The sequence below is a fragment of the Thiomicrospira pelophila DSM 1534 genome (genome assembly GCF_000711195.1).
Taxonomy (GTDB): domain Bacteria; phylum Pseudomonadota; class Gammaproteobacteria; order Thiomicrospirales; family Thiomicrospiraceae; genus Thiomicrospira; species Thiomicrospira pelophila.
Genome location: NZ_JOMR01000001.1, coordinates 1,100,449 through 1,119,411, shown reverse-complemented (window position 1 = coordinate 1,119,411; position 18,963 = coordinate 1,100,449). Strand labels below are relative to the sequence as shown.

Below are 18,963 nucleotides of genomic sequence, written 5' to 3'. Positions count from 1 at the left end.
TGCTTAGCCAGCATTTAACAAGTGATTTTCTGGCTTGCCAAACAAATACCCCTGCAAATTATCAATCTCTAAGTGCTTGACATAGTCATAAATGCTTTCATCCGCCACAAACTCAGCGACGGTTTGTATATTAAGTTTGCGCGCAAAATTAATAATGGTTTCGGTAATGACCTGGGAGGATTTATTATGTTGAATATCTCGGATAATCGAGCCGTCAATCTTAATAAAATCAACGTCTAAACGCATAATGTAAATAAAGTTTGAATAACCTGCGCCAAAATCATCAATCGCAATTTTGACACCGTATTGTTTTACATCCCGGATAAAGTGATTTACAACATCGTAGTTTTGAATACCTTCGGACTCAACAATTTCAAAAATCACTCGTTCGGCAAACGAACAGTTACTCACTTTTTCAATAATCCATGCACTGGTAACTGGGTCAACAATATCTTCAATTGATAAATTAATCGAAAAGCTGTCTCGTTCTTCCGCGAACTTTTCGAAGGCTTTATCTAGCATACGCCGAGTTAACTGTGGATAAAGCTTGAGTTTTTTCGCCGTTTCTAAAAAGTTAAATGGTGAAACGACTTGGCCATCACTTTCAACGATTCTAACGAGACATTCATAATAATCGACCTTTAATGTTTTAGCGTTAACCACCGGTTGGAAGAAGGGAACCAAACGATCTTCTTCCATCGCACTGCGTAAACGCTTAATCCAAGCCAAATTATTCTCATAACTTTGTTTGATATTCAGACTGGATTCGTAAAAAACAAAAGGTTTACGCTGTCTTTTTGCCATTTTAAGTGCCATATCTGCCGCAACAAGAGCATCTTTGGCTTGATTATTAAGCGCATTGGAAGATGCTAAACCCGCCGTTAAAGTTAAATTAATTTGCTCTAATCCAACTTTAAAACTGCGTGCCGACACGACCTCTAGCAAGCCTTGTACAAAATGCTCAAGATCTGGGCGCGCCCAATCGTTTTTAATTACAATCGCAAATTCATCAATCGGCAACTTATACACCTGAGCCGGTAACCCTAGGGTCAATTCAACGAACTTTCGCGCCAAGACTTTTAATAACTTATCCGCCAAATAATGGCCATAAAACGTATTGATCTCGTTGAAACTATCAACATTAAATAAAATAATATGTTCTGACTGATTAGACGCCTCTGCATCCGCTAGGAGCTTAACTCTGTTAGGTAACTCCGTCAGCGAATCATAGTGCAATCGGTGACTTAAAGCCTGGGTGGTTTCCATCAAAGGGGTCACATCATGACTGATATTAACCAATTCAATAACCTCACCCGATTCATTACTGATTGGAACAATGTAGGCCTCAAGATAAAAAATCGTACCGGCTTTAGTCAGCATCGTAACCATGCCATTCCAATGTTTGCCACTTAAAACCATTTCAGTAATTTCGGGAACCAACTGTTTTGATTCTTGGCTCCACAAAAATGTGCATGCTTGACCGATTAACTCCTCGCGTTGATAGCCTGAACGCTCGCAAATTGAATCGTTAACTTCAATCAAACGTTTATCTAGTGCGCATTTGCTGACCATACTACTGACATCAATGGCTTTTTTATAACTTGATAGCACGGCCATTTGATCATTTAAAATCTGAGTGCGCTCAGCCACAATATCTGATAAATATTGATTGTAATGTTCAAGTTCTTGGCTGGTTTGAGTCAATTTTGAGTTGAGTTGGTGGATAGGTGTTAAATCACGCACGCTGATGATTAATCCAGGTTTACCCTCTTCGTCCACCAGGGTTTGAACATTCTTGGAAATATTCAAAAAAGCACCATCAGCGCGTTTAAAAATGGTTTCTTGACCCTGACAAAAGCCTTTTGCATTTATTTCAGCTTGGCATTCCGCCAGAATATTTAAGTCCTGTAAGTGCGTCGTGATCTCACTGCCCAGCAAATCGGCTTCTTTATAACCCATCAACTGACAAAAAGCAGGATTTACATAAGTAATTTTCAAATCGCTGTTGAGAGTAAACACACCGTCTGGAAAATTCTCCATAATGTGTTTAAGCAGGGTCAAACTCGTCTTTGTTTGTTGCTGGATCATGTTTTGGCAAGGCCTAAAGTAAATTTTTTATACAACGTGAATTCATATTAACCTTAGTCAAAATGGGGGTCAAACAAATCTACTATCACAATTACTAATAACCAGATAAGCTTGTTCCGGACCAAGCATCGAAAAAATCTATTTTATTCGAATAAAATATGCATAAATAATACTAGCACAGATTAACCCTAAAAGGGTTCGCCCGCTGGGTTAGGTCTGTTAAAATGCAGTCCCTAACAAATGACCGATAACACCCTATGCTTAAGCCGCCTCGCATTACACAACGCCCGCTAAACCCGAGCAGCCATGAAGCCGCCAAAGCGTTGGGCTTAACGGATCTGCAAGCGCGCTTAGTTGCCCAGCGCTTAGAATCGCCCGAGCAAATAGAGGCCATTATTTCGCCCCAGCTCAAGCACTTACAACACCCCAACCAGCTCAAAAACTCACAACAAGCCGCCCAGCTGATTGCCAATGCGATTGAGTCAGATGGTCTAATTGTATTAGCGACCGATTACGATACAGATGGTGTAACCTCGGCTTGGGTCGCCCATCGTGCGTTGATTGATCACTTTGATGTCAATCCAGCGCGCGTTGTTCATTTGATCGGTGAACGCAAAAACGGTTACGGCATTACTGATGAAATGTGTGATGAGATTTTAGGCTTAGAGCAAAACGTAGAGCTCGTCATTTCAGCCGATCAAGGTTCGAGTGATCAACCACGTATCGAACGTTTGGCACAAGCCGGTATCAAAGTATGCGTCACCGACCACCATAGTATCCCAGCAGAAGGGGCACCCGCGAGTGCTACTTGCACTGTCAATCCACAGCAAAGCGGTTGCGAATACGACAAAACCATCGCAGGTTGTTTTGTCATTTTCTTGGTCATGACACAAGTTCGTAACGAGCTCATAAAACGTGGCATGTTACCTAGGGATACCCCCTCTTTAAAAGACCTCAGTTTGCACGTGGCATTGGGAACTATCGCCGACAGTGTGAGTTTAAAAAGCCCAAATAATCGGGCCATTGTATTGGCGGGTTTACAACAAATAAATCAATTCGAACACCCAGCCTGGCAAGCCTTTCGTAAGTTAAACAATAACTCAGACCGTCCTTATAATGCCGAGTTTTTAGCCTTCCAAGTTGCTTCACGTATTAATGCGGCCAGCCGAGTCAATGACGTGACCCAAGCCTTTCATTTTTTAAATGCCGACAGCCTCGACCAGGCCTGGTTGCATCTGCAGCAACTCGAAGCCGATAACCAAGAACGTCGTCAGCAACAAGAAGGGTTAATGCAACAAGCCATGCAAAAAGCGCATGACTTGTATCATGATAAACGCTTCAGTTTGGCGATTTCCTTAGAAGGTAACGCTGGTATTCAAGGTATTGTGGCCACGCGTGTAGGTGAAAAGTTTGGTTTACCTTGTGTAGCCATGACCGATTTAAACGATGGTACCTTGGCGGGTAGCGGACGCGGCATTGTGCCGGAGTTTGATTTGATTCGGGCGTTTAATTGGATCGAGGAGCAACATCCTGGCTTATTCTTAGCCAAAGGCGGCCATAAAGGTGCGGCGGGCTGTCAGATAAATCTCGCCGACTTTGCCATCTTTCAACAGGGATTAGAAGAAGCCGCACAGCAACAATTTGGCGACACCACGCCTACGCCCTTAATTGAAACCGACGGTGAGCTTGCAGGCCACCTATTTACGCCACAGTTAATGGACGAACTGGAACGACTCGAACCCTATGGCCGAGAATGGCCACAGCCGCAATTTAATGGCCGTTTTAAAATCTTGGATATCAAACAGATTGGCCAAACCCAAACCCATTTGAGTTTGCGTTTAATACCGGAAAATAGCCGCTCGCCAGTTAAAGCCATTTATTTTGGCGCGCTGGATCACAGCCAACAGCCCCTGCCTTACAAACAAAATGATTGGATAGAGTGTGTTTACCAACCTACTTTGAACCAATATATGGGGCGCACCTCATTACAACTGCGTTTACAATTTGCCTTTAAAGTTTAAGCCTAATCTTTTTAGTGTGTTTTAACAGTCATAAAAAAACCGCAGAGAAATGACCTTTCCTGCGGTTCTAGTCGACCCAATAACCCATTCAGTTACTTAAAAAAACTCAATATCTCGGTTTCGATATTTTGTTTATCAATCACCTTCGCTTGAGTGGCTGGCAAATCAAATAAACGTGAAATTTGCGCCGGAATTGGGATTTGGCCTTTATCAGCAATACGTTTTAGCGCGTCAATATCCGAAGTCAATTCACCACCAAATAAGGTTTTGGCAATGACCGGCGAAAACTTAGTCCACTCGGCGGTCGAATAAGCAATGGTTTTGAGCTTTTGATCACGTTTGGTATCGTAAACTTTTAAGCAAGTTGCGGTATGCGGGTCCATCAAATAGCCATCTTCATAGGCTTGTTTAATGTAATCTTGACCTTCCTGGTTGGTACAAAAGTCCGCTGCAAAAATCGTTTGCACCATCCCCAACTCATCTGAGGTTAGTTGATAAAACTTATCTTTATCCAAGGCGAGCATTAATTCTTTAGTGCGCTCAGCACCAAATAAATCAAACAAAATACGCTCGATATTGGACGACTTCAAGATATCCATTGCCGGTGATGTCGTAGCAATCACACCGCTATCCCTTAAATCGTATTTACCTTCCTCAATAAACTGCGTGAGTACATTGTTTTGGTTAGACGCGATCAGGATTTTTGCAACTGGCAAGCCCATTTTATAAGCGTAATAGCCCCCTAACGCATTTCCAAAGTTACCGCTTGGCACATCTAGATAAACCTGGTCACCTAAACCAATTTCTTGTAGACGCACTAATTCTAAATAGCTGTGGACATGGTAAATAGTTTGGAAAATAATACGCCCGAAGTTAACCGAATTCGCCGCCGAAACCTGCACGCCCTGCTGCTTTAGGGTATCGCGGAAACTAGTTGATACTAATAAGGATTTCAGTGCAGTTTGGGCATCATCGAAATCGCCTTTAATGCCAATGACTTTTAAATTTTCACCGGTTTCTGTCACCATCTGCAAACGCTGAACGTCAGATGTGCCACCGTCCGGATACATACATACCACTTGTACATTGGGTTTATTACGGAAGGTATCCAGCGCGGCTGGCCCGGTATCACCGCTGGTAGCGGCTAAAATTAAAAATTTCTCATTACGCTTTTGCGCAACCGCCGATAATACCGTGCCAAACGGCTGTAACGCCATGTCTTTAAAAGCGCGCGTTGGGCCGTGATAAAGCTCACTCACAAACAAATCATCACGCACCTTAACCACTGGTACCGGATTAGTCGGGTCGTCAAACTGGTCATAAAGTGCAAGCGCTTGATCAATAACGGCTTGGTCAATATCAACTTCAAACTCAGCCAATATCGCTTTCGCTAGCGTTTTATAGTTTGAATTTAAATGTGCCTTTAAAAAATCTAAACCGAGCTGAGGTAAGCTTTTGGGCGAATAAAGCCCGCCAAACGAAGACATCGGGCTTAAAATAGCTTGTGAAAACGTCACTTCTTTTGGGAATTGACCATCGTTACCGCGTGTTTCTATAAAATTCATGAGTTCTTGCCTTGCGTGCTGGCGAATTCGCCAGATTTCAAAATAATGCGCGGATTATACCAAAAACCCGCTCAATCGCTAAATTCATGTCATCCAAACACTTGAGACTAAGATTTGAGTGGATTTCGCCAGCGCCGCCAAAAACGACGTAGATGTGAAGGTTCAATTAAAAAGCCTTTCGCGCCGCCTAAATCAATAAATAAAGAATGAATACGGCCATGTTTCAGATCATCCAACAAGCCCTGCATCCAATCTTTCTCTAGACTTAACAATAAGTCACCATCTGAAGTCTCTTCACTCGAAGCCAGCTGGTGCTTTAGATCAAGCGTAATAAAATGCGCTTCTTGTTGTGCGTTATCTAAGCACCAGGCCTGGTGACTAGCTGGTGTTTGCTGAATCTGCGCTTGGGTTAAATTCGCTAAACCTTTTAGGTACGCATGGTTTCCCCAAATTTTAGCCTGTGGTCGCCTTTGGATGCTATCTGGCTTAATTTGACCTTCGCCCCACACCCAAACACTATTAATTTCAGCTTGGCCAAGTTCACGCCGTGCAAGATTAACGGGATGCTGATAAAACAACATTTGAACTTCATTCATCAAAGTTCGCCAATAAGACCCAGCATGTCCGCTTGGATAAAGGCCGTGTAAATTACGATAATTGGCTTGCGCTAGATCGGTGGTTTGAATATCTACGGCTTGTGGCAAACGCATATACCAAGAGTCGTTATCACCCCACTCAAGCTTAACGCCATCTTCAGCAAAATGTTGGTTAAACGCATCTAACAGCGCTTGGGATTCAGCTCGCGTAATATCTAGATCTTGAGCCGAAACCAAGACCAAGGTATCGCGATCTGGAATCATCTGAACTGGATCTACTTTTAACCAAAAAGCCTGCGGATCGAAATCAGTCAACTCCACAGAGGCCATAGTAGCGGCCGCACTAAGTGTTTGTGGTTGGTGGAACAGTTGACTAGCACGTTCGATAAAACTGTAGGGTTTGAGCGGATAAACATCGGCTTTATTAAGCAGCGTTTGAAAAGCGGAACCTGACCAGCAGGCCTGGTGGTCAGGTTGAAAATGATCTAATAAACCAGGAATCCATAAGGTCACCGCCTGGTTGGACATGTTTGAATCCCTCAAAAATCGCTGACACGGATTTTGGTAATTTTACCTTCGACATCATCCAAACCTTCTAGCACGGCTAAGGCTTCACCAAATTGACCTTCGTTGACCACATTAGTGGTTAAAACTACCAATGCAAAATCAGGCTCATCACTCATTGGTTCTTGGTGTAAATGCTCGATACTGATGTCGCAATCCGCCAAGGTTTGTGACAAACGTGCTAAAACACCCGGCTGATCTTTAACCATAAAGCGGACATAAAAAGCCGTGTCAATATCATCAATCGACATAATATTGGCGTCTTTGTAAATCGCATCGGCTTGATAACCCAAACCAGGAACATGCGCATCAAAGGGTGCTTCCCAGCAACGCGCCAAATCCATTAAATCGGCCATCACGGCTGAAGCCGTCGCACCGCCACCAGCCCCGGCACCATAATACATGGTCGAACCCACGTGATTACCGTGAATCAGAACCGCATTCATCACACCGTTCACATCGGCCAATAAGACTTTTTTAGGCACCAATGTCGGGTGAACGCGCAATGAGAACCCATTATCATCACCGCGGCTTGCAATACCTAAATGTTTGATTTCATAGCCAAATAAATTAGCGAAACGAACATCATCCGCGCTAATATGACTAATACCTTCGGTATAAACCCGCGAATAGCTGAGTTCAATGCCGAAGGCCAGCGAGGCTAGGATCGTCAACTTGTGAGCCGCATCAATACCTTCGACATCATAAGTCGGATCAGCTTCGGCGTAGCCTAATTTTTGAGCCGTTTCTAAAACGGCTGAAAAATCAGCATTGGGCTTTTTCATTTCCGTCAAAATGTAATTGCCTGTGCCGTTGATAATGCCTGCTAACCACTCTACTTGATTGCCGGCTAGACCCTCACGTAGCGCTTTGATAATCGGAATACCACCAGCCACTGAGGCTTCATAGTAAATTTGAACCTGATGTTTTTCGGCTAACTCGAACAATTCATTACCATGCAATGCAATCATAGCCTTGTTCGCGGTCACGATGTGTTTGCCGTTTTTGATGGCTTGTTCAACTAAATCACGCGCTAAAGTTGTACCGCCCATAAGTTCAACCACTACTTGAACATTCGGGTTTTGTACCACCTCAAACGGATCATCTGTTAAGGGAATGTCTTGCGTGTCAATTCGGCGTGGCCGATTCAGATCCCTAACGGCAATGCAGCCTATCTCAAAACGCTTGCCTAAACGACGTTCAATTTCGGTTGAGCTGGTACGTAAAATATTAACTAAACCACTTCCAACCGTTCCTAGCCCTAAAAGTCCTAGTGTTAATGCCTTCAAACTATACTCCTTGAATCAAGCCGTCTTTTTTGAACATATCACGAATTCCCCGAATGGCTTGACGGGTACGGTGTTCATTCTCAATTAAACTGAAGCGTACATGGCCATCGCCATAAGTACCAAATCCAACACCCGGTGATACCGCGACTTTGGCTTCAATCAAAAGTTTTTTCGAAAATTCGATGGAACCTAATTCACGATAAGCTTCTGGAATCGGTGCCCATAAAAACATAGTCGCTTTCGGGTAGTCAACTTCCCAGCCGATTGCATTCAAACCTTGGCAAAGCACATCACGACGCGCTTTATACATGTCACAGATTTCTTGCACACAGTCTTGTGGCCCTTCTAAAGCGGCAATCGCGGCTACCTGGATCGGCGTAAAAGTGCCATAATCCAAATAAGATTTCATACGTTTAAGGGCATTGACCAAGGTTGGGTTGCCGACCATAAAGCCAACCCGCCAACCCGGCATATTGTAGCTTTTAGATAGGGTGTAAAACTCAACCGCAATATCCTTAGCCCCTTCTACCTGCAAAATTGATGGTGCAACATAACCGTCAAACACAATGTCGGCATAAGCCAAATCGTGAATAACCCAAATATTGTGTTCTTTAGCGATTTCAATCACGCGCTCAAAAAAAGCTAAATCCACCGTTTGAGTGGTTGGATTACCAGGGAAATTGAGCACCAGCATTTTGGGTTTTGGCCAAGAGTCTTGAATGGCTTTTTTCAGCTCCTCAAAGAAGTCGACGTTTGGCGACATTTCAACATGACGGATATCTGCGCCCGCAATCACAAATCCATAAGGATGAATTGGATAAGCCGGGTTTGGTACCAATACCGTATCGCCCTGCTCAACTGTGGCCAAGGCTAAGTGTGCTAAACCCTCTTTTGAACCAATCGTGACTACGGCTTCTTTGTCGGCATCTAAATCCACATCAAAACGCGTTTTATACCAGTTACAAATGGCCTTACGTAAACGTGGAATACCCTGTGAAACTGAGTAGCGATGCGTGCCTTCACGTTGAACCACTTCGACCAATTTGTCGACGATGTGTTTTGGTGTGTCCTGGTCTGGATTTCCCATTCCAAAATCAATAATATCTTCGCCTCGACGACGGGCTTCGGCTTTTAGCTCGCCCACAATATTAAACACGTAAGGTGGTAAACGTTTGATTCTTTGAAATTCGCTAGTCACGAAAAGGCCTTTTCAAGATTGCTGCAAAAATTGCGAGATTGTTTAAAAGTATGCTGGTCAAAATGACGTTATTAAGCCGATAAATGATACAGAATCTATTAGATTCGTCAATTGAATTTCGGGGAAAACTAGGATTAAATAGAGACTTAATTTTTAAAAGAAGCATCTAATGAAATTTACGGAACATCGCGACCCTAAAATCAACATGATTAACCACTATGCACCAGGCCTGGTAACCATCAATAATCAAGATTATCAGACCAGTTGTATTATTACTCAACAAAGTTTAAACCCAGCTTGGCCAGTCAAAAAATTAGACGACTTAACATCAGCAACTTTGCAACAACTTTTAGATTTGTCTCCCGAAGTGCTGATTCTGGGTACGGGTGAAAAGCAGCAATTTCCTTCAGCCGAAATTTTTGGTTTATGTGCACAACAAGGTGTCAGCTTAGAAGTAATGAACAACGCTTCAGCCTGTCGAACGTATAACGTATTAACTACCGAAGATCGAGAAGTGGTCATGGGCTTAATTCTTAATTAAGTCTTGAAACGACTCTAGGTTAAAGAACAAATACTTTAAAAAGAACACCCTACACAGACTACTTGAGAATATAAGTTTTCTAAGGCTGATCTAACAAACCTTCAGCCGCTACTTTTCGACCATGCAACCGTGCTTCAAAATACAACTTGGGCAGCTCTGTTGAACCGGAACGGCCTAGGTTGGCAATCACCTCGCCACGCTTTACGATTTGGCCTTCTTTTACTTGTAAACGTTGATTGTGTGCATACACAGTTAAATAGCCGTTCTCGTGTCGAATAATCACCATTAAACCGAAATTACTCACACTGTTATCTGCAAACACAACTTCACCAGCCTCAACACTTTTAACCAAACTCCCGGTTTCCGAATAGATATTTAGGCCAGAAATACCGGCTGAGTCTTTCACATAATCAAATTTATCAAAGTGCTCAACTGGCCAAACCCAATTCGGTTTTTGCACTGACAACGTCGGTTTCGCTTGCTTATTCGGCAGGCTCAACTCTTGGCCAGGATAGAGGACATAAGGGGGAAATATACTATTCTTCTTAGCCAGCTCATTAAAGCTGACCTGGCACCGCACCGCGACTTGACTTAGCGTATCCCCTTTCGCCACCACATAATGACCCGATTTACACTTACCGGCACTTTGATTTAAAGGATTAACTTGATTATGACCCGGTTGTAGATAACTGCGAGTTGTTTGACCACAGCCCAATAAACTTATGGAAATCAACGCGACCAATAAGACTCTAAACATCGTTTTACCTTAACACTATATACATAATCACTAACACTACAAAAGCCCAACCCAGCCATTCAACCCAACGTCGAATTAAAGGTTCATAACGCTGACCGCCCCATTTCATTAACCAGGCGACTAAAAAGAAGCGTGCGCCACGACCAACCAACGAAGCTAATAAAAATGGTATCAAAGCCATGCCGGTCGCGCCGGCACTGATCGTAAACATTTTATAAGGCAGAGGGCTAAAGCCCGCCACAAATACAATCCACACACCATAAAGATCAAAAAATTCAACAATTTGGTGGTAATGATGCTCGTAGCCAGCCGACACAATAAACGGCCAAACCGACTCTAACAATAACATGCCGATTAAATACCCCAACAATCCGCCTAGAGTCGAAAATATTGTGGTTAACCAAGCAAAACATAAAGCTTTGTTAGGTTGGGCCAAACTCATTGGCATCAACATCACATCTGGCGGAATCGGAAAAAATGACGACTCAGCAAAGCTCATCCCACTTAAATACCAAGGCGCTTTAGGATGCTTAGACCAGCGCAAAGTTAAATCATATAAAGGCCCAAACAATCTCACACTTCCACCCCGGTTTTTAATGGTACAAACATCACTTCTCCTAAAAAACTTTCTTTTACGCCAGTCGAGGTTTTTTCATACCCTTTTAAGACCTGCACTTCTTTACCAATCGGCAATACTAAACGACCGCCTTCGTTTAATTGTTCTAGCAAACTTTCTGGAAGCTTATCCGGTGCCGCGGCACATAAAATTGCATCAAATGGGGCTTTTTGTTGCCAACCCCAATGGCCATCACTAATATCAAACTCAATATTGTTTAAACCTAATTTTTTTAAAACCTGCTGAGCGCGAATTTGCAACGGTGCAATGCGCTCAACACTAAAGACTTGATCCGCTAATAAAGACAAAATAGCCGCTTGATAACCGGATCCCGTACCAATATCCAGCACCTTGTGCAAGGGTCGACCAGCTCGAATCCAACTTGTCATAATGGCCACTACCCAAGGCTGTGATATGGTCTGACCATAGCCTACTGGCAAAGCCGTATCTTCATAAGACTGGCCAGCCATAGCTTCATCGACAAACAAATGTCTTGGCACGACACGCATTACCTTTAAAACCTCAGCATCATGAACCCCCAAGGTCATTAAGCGTGAAATCAAACGATCTCGCGTTCGCTGAGAACTCAAACCTACTCCTTGAAACTGTTCAAATTCGATTGTCGGATAAATAGGTTTTTGAGTTAAGTCTAGTGCGGGTTCGGCCATTTTTTATCAATCCATTGGTGCATCGTTTTCAACATGGCGTGATGAGTTAAATCAATTTGCAATGGCGTGACCGAGACATAACCGGATTCGACTGCATGAAAATCTGTACCTTCTCCGGCATCTGCCGCACTGCCCGCTGGTCCAATCCAGTACATCTGACCACCTCTTGGATCGACTCCTTTCACAACCGTTTCAGAAGCGTGACGCTTACCTAAGCGCGTGACTTTCACGCCTTTAATTTGCTCAAAAGGTAAATCCGGTACATTGATATTAATAATTGTATTGGCATCTAGGTCTTGCGTATGCAAGTCTTCTAGCAAATCAACCACGATTTTTGCGGCACTAGCAAAATGTTGCTCACCGCAAAGCGAGATTGCAATCGAAGGCTTACCTAAAAACCGGCCTTCTGTGGCGGCCGCGACCGTTCCCGAATATAAAACATCGTCTCCCATGTTCGCGCCATTATTAATACCAGACACCACCATATCGGCTCGATACGACAAAGCCCCATTTATACCCAAGTGTACGCAATCAGTAGGTGTGCCGTTTACGCTGTAGATTTTAGGCTGGTGCTGGGTAATGCGCAATGGATCCAACAAAGTTAACGAGTTGCTGGCTGCGCTGCGATTACGATCCGGCGCAATTAAAACCAAGTCATCCACTGATGCATGGTTAATTAACGCATCAAACAAGGTTTGAATACCCGGCGCAAGATAGCCATCGTCATTCGATAACAAGATGCGCATAGCTTTTATATCCTTTAAAATACAATTTGAATTAGTAGGGATTATAAAGTGTCTAAGCTGTCAGAAGAAGACAAATTACTGTTTGCGCAAGCAATTGACGGTGTGGTGCCGATCAAAACGTCTGAAAAAGCCGTTTTACCGCGACCAAAATTAAAAGCTAAACGACCTAAAGCATCACATATTGAACCAATTGAGTCTCACTGCTTTGAGTCAGTTGAGACTGTGACCGCGCACCAAAGCTTGTTATTTCATAAAAAAGGCTTACGCCTACAAGATTTAAGTCGGTTACGCAAAGGCGAATTCAGCATTCAGGCTCGATTAGATTTACATGGCGATACCGAAGACGTTGCGCAACAACGTTTATTACAGTTTATACAACAAGCTTATCTAGCCAAATATCGATTTGCTTTAATCATTCATGGCAAGGGTTATAACTCAGATACAGACTATCCTGTACTAAAAAACCAAGTTAATCAAACTCTTAGAGGTTTACCTCAGATTGTGGCCTTTTGCAGCGCACAACAAAAGGATGGCGGAACTGGAGCGGTTTATGTATTGCTCAAAGCGCATTAAGTTTTGAGATTATTCGAACTAACTTTTAGTAAAAATAGAAATGGAACGCAAGCACCAGGCCTGGTTTTTAGAAAGAACTCAGTCGGTATGAATACGATTGATGGGTTGAGGGTTTTCAAGAACAGGCGTTGCTGATTGATCAGGAGAGGGAGCCACAATATTGCTGGGTTTAAGTTCTAACAACTGAACAAATACCTCATCTTTTGCCACCATACCCAAGCGTTGACGGGCAATCGTTTCGAGTGCGGTATCGCCAGACTGTAAATCTAACACTTCTTGTTTCAGCAAAGCATTGGTATTTTGGCGCTCTTCAACTTGTGTTTCGAGCTCAGCTAGACGTGACTGTAAAGAAAAGACCTCGCCTAATCCCCCATTGGAGGACAATAGACGAGCTAAAGATAAAAAAAGCAAGACGGCGAGAATGATTAGAAATACTCTCATCCGTCTTTACTATATTACTTTAGGTTATAAAACGCAGACATGCCAGGATAGACAGCCTTGTCGCCTAAAGCTTCTTCGATACGTAACAACTGGTTGTATTTAGCAATACGATCCGAACGAGACATAGAGCCCGTTTTGATCTGCCCTGCACCGGTAGCCACTGCGATATCGGCAATGGTCGCATCTTCCGTTTCACCTGAACGATGTGAAATAACCGCCGTGTAACCAGCATCTTTCGCCATTTGAATCGCATTCATGGTTTCAGTTAATGTACCGATTTGATTAACCTTGATTAAGATTGAGTTTGCAATGCCTTTATCAATACCTTCCTTAAGAATTTTGGTATTGGTTACAAACAAATCATCCCCAACTAACTGGACTTTTTTGCCGAGTTTTTCGGTTTGCATTTTGAAGCCGTCCCAATCACTTTCGTCAAAACCATCTTCGATTGAGATAATTGGGTAACGTTCACACCAGTCGGCATAGAAGTCGACCATTTCAGCGCTAGTCAAAGTACGGCCTTCAGAAGCCAATACATAGTTACCGTCTTTGTAGATTTCACTCGCCGCTACGTCTAATGCAATCATAATGTCTTTGCCCGCTACATAACCAGCTTGCTCAATCGCTTCTAGAATAATCGTAATGGCTTCTTCGTTAGACTTAAGGTCTGGTGCAAAGCCACCTTCGTCACCAACCGCCGTGTTATAACCCTTTTCATGCAATACTTTTTTCAAAGTATGGAAAACTTCAGCTCCATAACGCAACGCTTCTGACAAGCTTGGTGCGCCAACCGGCATAATCATAAACTCTTGGAAGTCGACGCTGTTATCCGCATGTTCACCACCATTGATAATGTTCATCATCGGAACCGGCATACGATAATCGTCATTTTTTAGGTATTCAAACAAAGCCTGACCTTTTGAAGTGGCCGCGGCTTTTGCAACAGCCATAGACACCGCCAAAATCGCGTTCGCGCCTAAACGCGCTTTATTATGTGTACCGTCCAGATCAATCATAACCTGATCAATTTTCGCTTGATCAGTCGCTTCTTGACCAATTAAAGCCGTACGAATTTCAGTGTTAATGTTATTGACGGCATTTAAGACGCCTTTGCCTAAATACTTAGACTTATCGCCATCACGCAATTCAATGGCCTCACGAGACCCTGTTGACGCGCCTGATGGTGAAGCTGCGCGACCCATAGATCCACATTCTAAAATCACATCTGCCTCAACCGTAGGATTTCCACGTGAGTCGATGATCTGGCGTGCTTTGATTTCTTTAATCAATGACATCTTTTCAACCTTTTCAATAACTTAAAAATTAAACTTACAAATAAACCGCATCAAAATGCCGGATAGGATCCGACTATTTACATTAAATCGTTTTCAATAAAACCATGTTTTTTAACCGTATCGTCCAGCGCTTTTAGCACCTCTAATACCGGCTTTAAATTATGCAACGGCCACATGTTTGGCCCGTCACTTTTAGCATTAACCGGATCAGGGTGGGTTTCCATAAAGACACCCGATACACCAGCGGCAATCGCCGCACGTGCTAGTACAGGTACAAATTCACGCTGACCACCCGATGTTGAACCTTGGCCACCCGGTTGCTGGACTGAGTGGGTCGCATCAAATACGACTGGACAACCAGTTTGACGCATAGAAGCCAAACCACGCATATCCGATACTAGGGTATTGTAGCCAAATGAGGTGCCACGATCACAGACCATAATCTGTTCGTTACCCACTTCGCGCGCTTTTGCCACCACTTGATCCATATCCCAAGGCGCTTGAAACTGGCCTTTTTTGATATTAACCGGAATGCCTTGACGACACACATTTTGGATAAAGTTAGTTTGACGCACTAAAAAAGCCGGGGTTTGCATCACATCAACCACCGATGCAACTTCACTTAAAGGTGTGTCTTCATGCACGTCGGTTAAAACCGGTACACCAATTTCGTCTTTTACTTTTTGCAGAATACGCAAACCTTCATCAATTCCCAAACCACGAAAACTAGCGGTGGACGAACGGTTGGCCTTGTCGTAAGACGATTTAAAAATAAACGGAATGCCGAGCGAGTCGGTGAGTTCTTTTAACTGGCCGGCCGTATCTATCGCTAACTGCTCGGATTCAATTACGCACGGACCGGCAATCAAGAAAAACGGCTGATCAATACCGACATTAAAATTACAAAGCTTCATATTGATTCCTTTACCTATTTGTTTGTTTTAGCCGCTTGCACAAAGGCGCTAAACAGCGGATGACCATTGCGCGGCGTGGATGTAAATTCAGGGTGGAACTGACAAGCCACAAACCATGGATGATCTGGAATCTCAATGGACTCAACTAAATGCCCATCTTGCGAATGTGCTGAAAACACCAGGCCTGCTTGTTCTAAACGACTAATATACCCGTCATTCATTTCATAACGATGACGATGACGTTCACGAATTACATCTTTACCATAAATACTGGCGAGTTTCGTGCCGGCTTTAACCACGCAGTTTTGACCACCTAATCGCATGGTACCACCTAAGTCTGAGGTTTCGTTGCGCTCGACTTTATCGCCCTTCTCATCCGTCCATTCGGTAATCAAAGCTACGACTGGATGCGGTGTATTAGGGTTCAGTTCTGTGCTGTGAGCTTTTTCTAAACCGGCGACATGTCGTGCATATTCAACCACCGCCATTTGCATACCTAGACAAATCCCTAAATAAGGTTTTTTGGATTCACGCGCATGTTGAATGGCTAGAATTTTGCCTTCAACTCCGCGCTCACCAAAGCCACCCGGTACTAAAATGGCGTGCATGCTTTTGAGCTGATCAATACCGGCTTTTTCCAGCTCTTCTGAGTCAATATAATGAATTTTAACGCGTGTACGTGTGTGAATACCGGCGTGCAATAAGGCTTCAATCACCGACTTATAAGCTTCGGTAAGATCCACATATTTGCCAACCATTGCAATATTAACTTCATCCTGGGCATTGAGCTGTGCATCAACCACCTGATCCCAATCTGATAAATCAATCGGTTTAAGACCGGTCATTTGTAGTTTTTTAACCACCAACTCATCCAAGCCTTGCTCATGCAACATACGCGGCACTTGGTAGATAGACTTGGCATCCAGTGAACTAATAACAGCTTTTTCTTCCACATTGGTAAATAACGCAATTTTGCGTTTATCACTTTCACCTAATGGAATTTCGGAACGACAAATCAATACGTCTGGCTGAATCCCGATAGAACGTAACTCTTTAACCGAATGTTGAGTAGGCTTAGTTTTGACTTCACCCGCTACCGCAATATAGGGCAATAAGGTTAAATGCATAAACATCGCACGATCACGACCAACTTCGACACCCATTTGACGGATGGCTTCGAGGAAAGGTAAGGATTCGATATCCCCCACCGTGCCACCGACTTCGACAATCGTCACATCGAAGCCATCGGAAGCTAGTTTGATGCGGGCTTTAATTTCATCGGTAATATGCGGAATCACCTGTACCGTTCCGCCTAAATAGTCGCCACGACGTTCACGACGAATCACTGTTTCATAAACCTGACCGGTTGAAAAGCTATTACGCTTTCCACAAGGCCTCTGCACAAAACGCTCATAATGCCCCAAGTCTAGATCCGTTTCAGCACCATCATCAGTGACAAATACTTCACCGTGTTGGAGTGGGCTCATGGTGCCTGGATCCACATTGATATAGGGGTCCATCTTCAACATGCTGACGTTCATGCCCCTTGCTTCTAGCAGGGCACCCAGAGACGCCGCAGCGATGCCTTTCCCCAAGGAAGACACAACACCACCGGTTACGAATATAAATTTAGTCATTATTCACACTTTGTAGAAAATTTAGAGAAGTTCGCCAAACTATTCCTTTTAAGACGACTGGCGATTTCAGAGCTCAGAATGGAAACAAATTTTAACCTAAAACCCACTTGGCTTCAATTTAAACCCACTAACTTTAGCGCTTTTTCATCAGATTTTGCCTGAAAGCCATCCAAGGTACGATAACCAATAACAACCGCAAGTTGAGAATTAATTTCAACCACTGGCCAATTCTGGCGCTGCCAAGGTGGGATTTTTTGAGCTTGAAACCACTTTTTTAGAGAGTCCCGGTTCACTTGATCGTCTTCACGCAAAGAGCGTATCCGAACTTCATTACCAGGTTCCAACCAATGTTGGGCTATGCCATTACCGAGCGTGGGCACTTTCTTAATGCCCTGCTTCAGCCAATCCGAATCTTGTTGAACCAAAACACTAAATGGTGACTTGATAGTCGATTCATCCAGTAGATAAATCCAATTCTGATAACGACGAATTTCAGCCTGCTTCAACATTCGCTTGGGCTGAGCATCAGGGTTAGTGTTAAACCCATCAGAGCGCAGCCAATCTAAGCTCGCCTGGTCAATGGATACCTGATGAAAGCGTTTAAACCAATAACGTAGAGCATTTTTTTGACGCGACCAATTAAGCTTCTGCAGCTGATGCCAGTTTAATCGAGTCGTATCATGCTCAATCTCAGCTAAATCATTTTGCGCCAGCTCATGCAGCAGCTCAGCCGCTTCCGCTTGATGAGCACAGGCTTGGGCTAATTTAGCTTGCGGATTCGACCAGGCCTGGTCGAGTATTGGCAATAACTGATGGCGAATAAAATTGCGCCGATACTCAACATGCTGATTGGTCGGATCTTCTACCCATTGCAAATGATATTGCTTGGCGTAATTCTGAACCGCTTCATAACTAGTACTTAACAAGGGCCGAACCAACCAGGCCTGGTGATTAGTTAAATCGGCTTGATTAGCTAAAACACGTCGTTTAGGCATGGCACTTAAACCCTCTAGGCCTGCACCACGCATTAAATTTAATAACAGTGTTTCCACTTGATCACGTTGGTGATGGCCTGTGCAAATCACCTCGTTTTCTTCCACCCATTTTTCAAACGCTTGATAACGAGCTTGACGTGCCGCGGATTCGATATTTTGGCTTTTATCCACTTCAACATATTCAACCTGAAGCGGGACTTGAAGCGCATTACAAACCGAATGACAATGTATGACCCAACTATCCGCCTCGGCCTGTAAGCCGTGATGCACATGAATCGCCGCCAGCTCAACATGAGCGGGTTTAAGTTCGACCAGACTCTGCAATAAAACATGTGAATCTAACCCACCACTGTAGGCAACCCAGACTTTTGAGGCTTGAAGCGATCGGTAAAAGCGTTCGATGGCTTGAATAACAGGTTCGGCAGATTGCATGGTTTTTAACGCCCTGAAACAAAAAAA

At 43.6% G+C, this 18,963-nt stretch carries 17 protein-coding genes; 3 read left to right on the top strand and 14 right to left on the bottom strand.

The features are described from left to right. Nucleotides 1-3: 3 nt before the first annotated feature. On the bottom strand, nucleotides 4-2,088 hold the full coding sequence (locus tag N746_RS10645) for a bifunctional diguanylate cyclase/phosphodiesterase (RefSeq protein WP_051678530.1): 2,085 nt from the start codon (nucleotides 2,086-2,088) through the stop codon (nucleotides 4-6). A gap of 257 nt (nucleotides 2,089-2,345) precedes the next feature. On the opposite strand from N746_RS10645, the gene N746_RS0105400 reads away from it, so the two are divergent. Beyond that, on the top strand, nucleotides 2,346-4,109 hold the full coding sequence (locus tag N746_RS0105400; protein WP_029934618.1) for a single-stranded-DNA-specific exonuclease RecJ: 1,764 nt from the start codon (nucleotides 2,346-2,348) through the stop codon (nucleotides 4,107-4,109). 92 nt (nucleotides 4,110-4,201) lie between these two features. Here the strand turns inward: N746_RS0105400 and thrC are convergent, their stop codons facing one another. The 4 genes from thrC to alaC all read right to left on the bottom strand — a co-directional run bounded on the left by thrC (nucleotide 4,202) and on the right by alaC (nucleotide 9,321). Continuing rightward, a complete protein-coding gene (gene thrC, locus N746_RS0105395) occupies nucleotides 4,202-5,674 on the bottom strand; it encodes a threonine synthase (protein WP_029934615.1) in 1,473 nt (490 codons plus the stop codon). Between the two features lie 107 nt (nucleotides 5,675-5,781). Further along, complete coding sequence (locus tag N746_RS0105390; RefSeq protein ID WP_029934613.1) at nucleotides 5,782-6,798, bottom strand: hypothetical protein; 1,017 nt, start codon at nucleotides 6,796-6,798, stop codon at nucleotides 5,782-5,784. Between the two features lie 11 nt (nucleotides 6,799-6,809). Further along, nucleotides 6,810-8,123, bottom strand: coding sequence for a homoserine dehydrogenase (locus tag N746_RS0105385; protein WP_029934611.1), 1,314 nt, complete (start codon nucleotides 8,121-8,123; stop codon nucleotides 6,810-6,812). Nucleotide 8,124: 1 nt separating this feature from the next. Beyond that, entirely contained in the window at nucleotides 8,125-9,321 is a 1,197-nt protein-coding gene (gene alaC, locus N746_RS0105380) for an alanine transaminase (RefSeq protein ID WP_029934609.1), read from the bottom strand. A 169-nt stretch (nucleotides 9,322-9,490) separates the two neighbouring features. Between alaC and N746_RS0105375 the strand changes: the two genes are divergently transcribed. Then, nucleotides 9,491-9,862 (top strand): Mth938-like domain-containing protein, encoded by a 372-nt coding sequence (locus N746_RS0105375; protein WP_029934607.1) that lies wholly within the window; start codon nucleotides 9,491-9,493, stop codon nucleotides 9,860-9,862. 79 nt (nucleotides 9,863-9,941) lie between these two features. On the opposite strand, the gene N746_RS0105370 is transcribed toward N746_RS0105375, so the two are convergent. The 4 genes from N746_RS0105370 to surE are packed head-to-tail and all read right to left on the bottom strand — an operon-like array spanning nucleotide 9,942 to nucleotide 12,649. Continuing rightward, nucleotides 9,942-10,619, bottom strand: coding sequence for a M23 family metallopeptidase (locus N746_RS0105370; protein WP_029934605.1), 678 nt, complete (start codon nucleotides 10,617-10,619; stop codon nucleotides 9,942-9,944). A 4-nt stretch (nucleotides 10,620-10,623) separates the two neighbouring features. Then, nucleotides 10,624-11,196 carry a YqaA family protein gene (locus N746_RS0105365; RefSeq protein ID WP_029934603.1) on the bottom strand — a complete coding sequence of 191 codons (573 nt, stop codon included), beginning with the start codon at nucleotides 11,194-11,196 and terminating at the stop codon, nucleotides 10,624-10,626. Then, complete coding sequence (locus N746_RS0105360) at nucleotides 11,193-11,903, bottom strand: protein-L-isoaspartate(D-aspartate) O-methyltransferase (RefSeq protein WP_081835987.1); 711 nt, start codon at nucleotides 11,901-11,903, stop codon at nucleotides 11,193-11,195. The genes N746_RS0105365 and N746_RS0105360 overlap by 4 nt, the downstream gene beginning before the upstream one ends. Further along, the gene (gene surE, locus N746_RS0105355) at nucleotides 11,885-12,649 is read right to left on the bottom strand and encodes a 5'/3'-nucleotidase SurE (protein ID WP_029934599.1); all 765 of its coding nucleotides are present in this window, start codon (nucleotides 12,647-12,649) and stop codon (nucleotides 11,885-11,887) included. The genes N746_RS0105360 and surE overlap by 19 nt, the downstream gene beginning before the upstream one ends. Before the next feature lie 48 nt (nucleotides 12,650-12,697). On the opposite strand from surE, the gene N746_RS0105350 reads away from it, so the two are divergent. After that, a complete protein-coding gene (locus tag N746_RS0105350) occupies nucleotides 12,698-13,222 on the top strand; it encodes a Smr/MutS family protein (protein ID WP_051678529.1) in 525 nt (174 codons plus the stop codon). A 78-nt stretch (nucleotides 13,223-13,300) separates the two neighbouring features. On the opposite strand, the gene N746_RS0105345 is transcribed toward N746_RS0105350, so the two are convergent. The 5 genes from N746_RS0105345 to tilS form a co-directional block, all read right to left on the bottom strand. Then, a complete protein-coding gene (locus tag N746_RS0105345; RefSeq protein WP_038125887.1) occupies nucleotides 13,301-13,663 on the bottom strand; it encodes an FtsB family cell division protein in 363 nt (120 codons plus the stop codon). A 14-nt stretch (nucleotides 13,664-13,677) separates the two neighbouring features. Next, nucleotides 13,678-14,958: a phosphopyruvate hydratase gene (gene eno, locus N746_RS0105340; RefSeq protein ID WP_029934592.1), complete on the bottom strand. Its 1,281-nt coding sequence runs from the start codon at nucleotides 14,956-14,958 to the stop codon at nucleotides 13,678-13,680. Between the two features lie 77 nt (nucleotides 14,959-15,035). After that, nucleotides 15,036-15,872, bottom strand: a complete 837-nt coding sequence (kdsA, locus tag N746_RS0105335; protein WP_029934590.1) for a 3-deoxy-8-phosphooctulonate synthase — start codon at nucleotides 15,870-15,872, stop codon at nucleotides 15,036-15,038. Nucleotides 15,873-15,886: 14 nt separating this feature from the next. After that, entirely contained in the window at nucleotides 15,887-17,509 is a 1,623-nt protein-coding gene (locus tag N746_RS0105330) for a CTP synthase (RefSeq protein ID WP_029934589.1), read from the bottom strand. A 113-nt stretch (nucleotides 17,510-17,622) separates the two neighbouring features. Further along, complete coding sequence (gene tilS, locus N746_RS10640; protein WP_051678528.1) at nucleotides 17,623-18,936, bottom strand: tRNA lysidine(34) synthetase TilS; 1,314 nt, start codon at nucleotides 18,934-18,936, stop codon at nucleotides 17,623-17,625. Nucleotides 18,937-18,963: the final 27 nt, after the last annotated feature.

Excerpts from the sequence above, each read along its gene's own strand:
- N746_RS0105345 (WP_038125887.1), bottom strand. The coding sequence starts at position 13,663 with ATGAGAGTATTTCTAATCATTCTCGCCGTCTTGCTTTTTTTATCTTTA.
- surE (WP_029934599.1), bottom strand. The coding sequence starts at position 12,649 with ATGCGCATCTTGTTATCGAATGACGATGGCTATCTTGCGCCGGGTATT.
- N746_RS0105400 (WP_029934618.1), top strand. The coding sequence starts at position 2,346 with ATGCTTAAGCCGCCTCGCATTACACAACGCCCGCTAAACCCGAGCAGC.
- N746_RS0105360 (WP_081835987.1), bottom strand. The coding sequence starts at position 11,903 with ATGGCCGAACCCGCACTAGACTTAACTCAAAAACCTATTTATCCGACA.
- eno (WP_029934592.1), bottom strand. The coding sequence starts at position 14,958 with ATGTCATTGATTAAAGAAATCAAAGCACGCCAGATCATCGACTCACGT.
- N746_RS0105370 (WP_029934605.1), bottom strand. The coding sequence starts at position 10,619 with ATGTTTAGAGTCTTATTGGTCGCGTTGATTTCCATAAGTTTATTGGGC.
- kdsA (WP_029934590.1), bottom strand. The coding sequence starts at position 15,872 with ATGAAGCTTTGTAATTTTAATGTCGGTATTGATCAGCCGTTTTTCTTG.
- thrC (WP_029934615.1), bottom strand. The coding sequence starts at position 5,674 with ATGAATTTTATAGAAACACGCGGTAACGATGGTCAATTCCCAAAAGAA.
- N746_RS0105390 (WP_029934613.1), bottom strand. The coding sequence starts at position 6,798 with ATGTCCAACCAGGCGGTGACCTTATGGATTCCTGGTTTATTAGATCAT.
- N746_RS10645 (WP_051678530.1), bottom strand. The coding sequence starts at position 2,088 with ATGATCCAGCAACAAACAAAGACGAGTTTGACCCTGCTTAAACACATT.
- N746_RS0105375 (WP_029934607.1), top strand. The coding sequence starts at position 9,491 with ATGAAATTTACGGAACATCGCGACCCTAAAATCAACATGATTAACCAC.
- N746_RS0105330 (WP_029934589.1), bottom strand. The coding sequence starts at position 17,509 with ATGACTAAATTTATATTCGTAACCGGTGGTGTTGTGTCTTCCTTGGGG.
- tilS (WP_051678528.1), bottom strand. The coding sequence starts at position 18,936 with ATGCAATCTGCCGAACCTGTTATTCAAGCCATCGAACGCTTTTACCGA.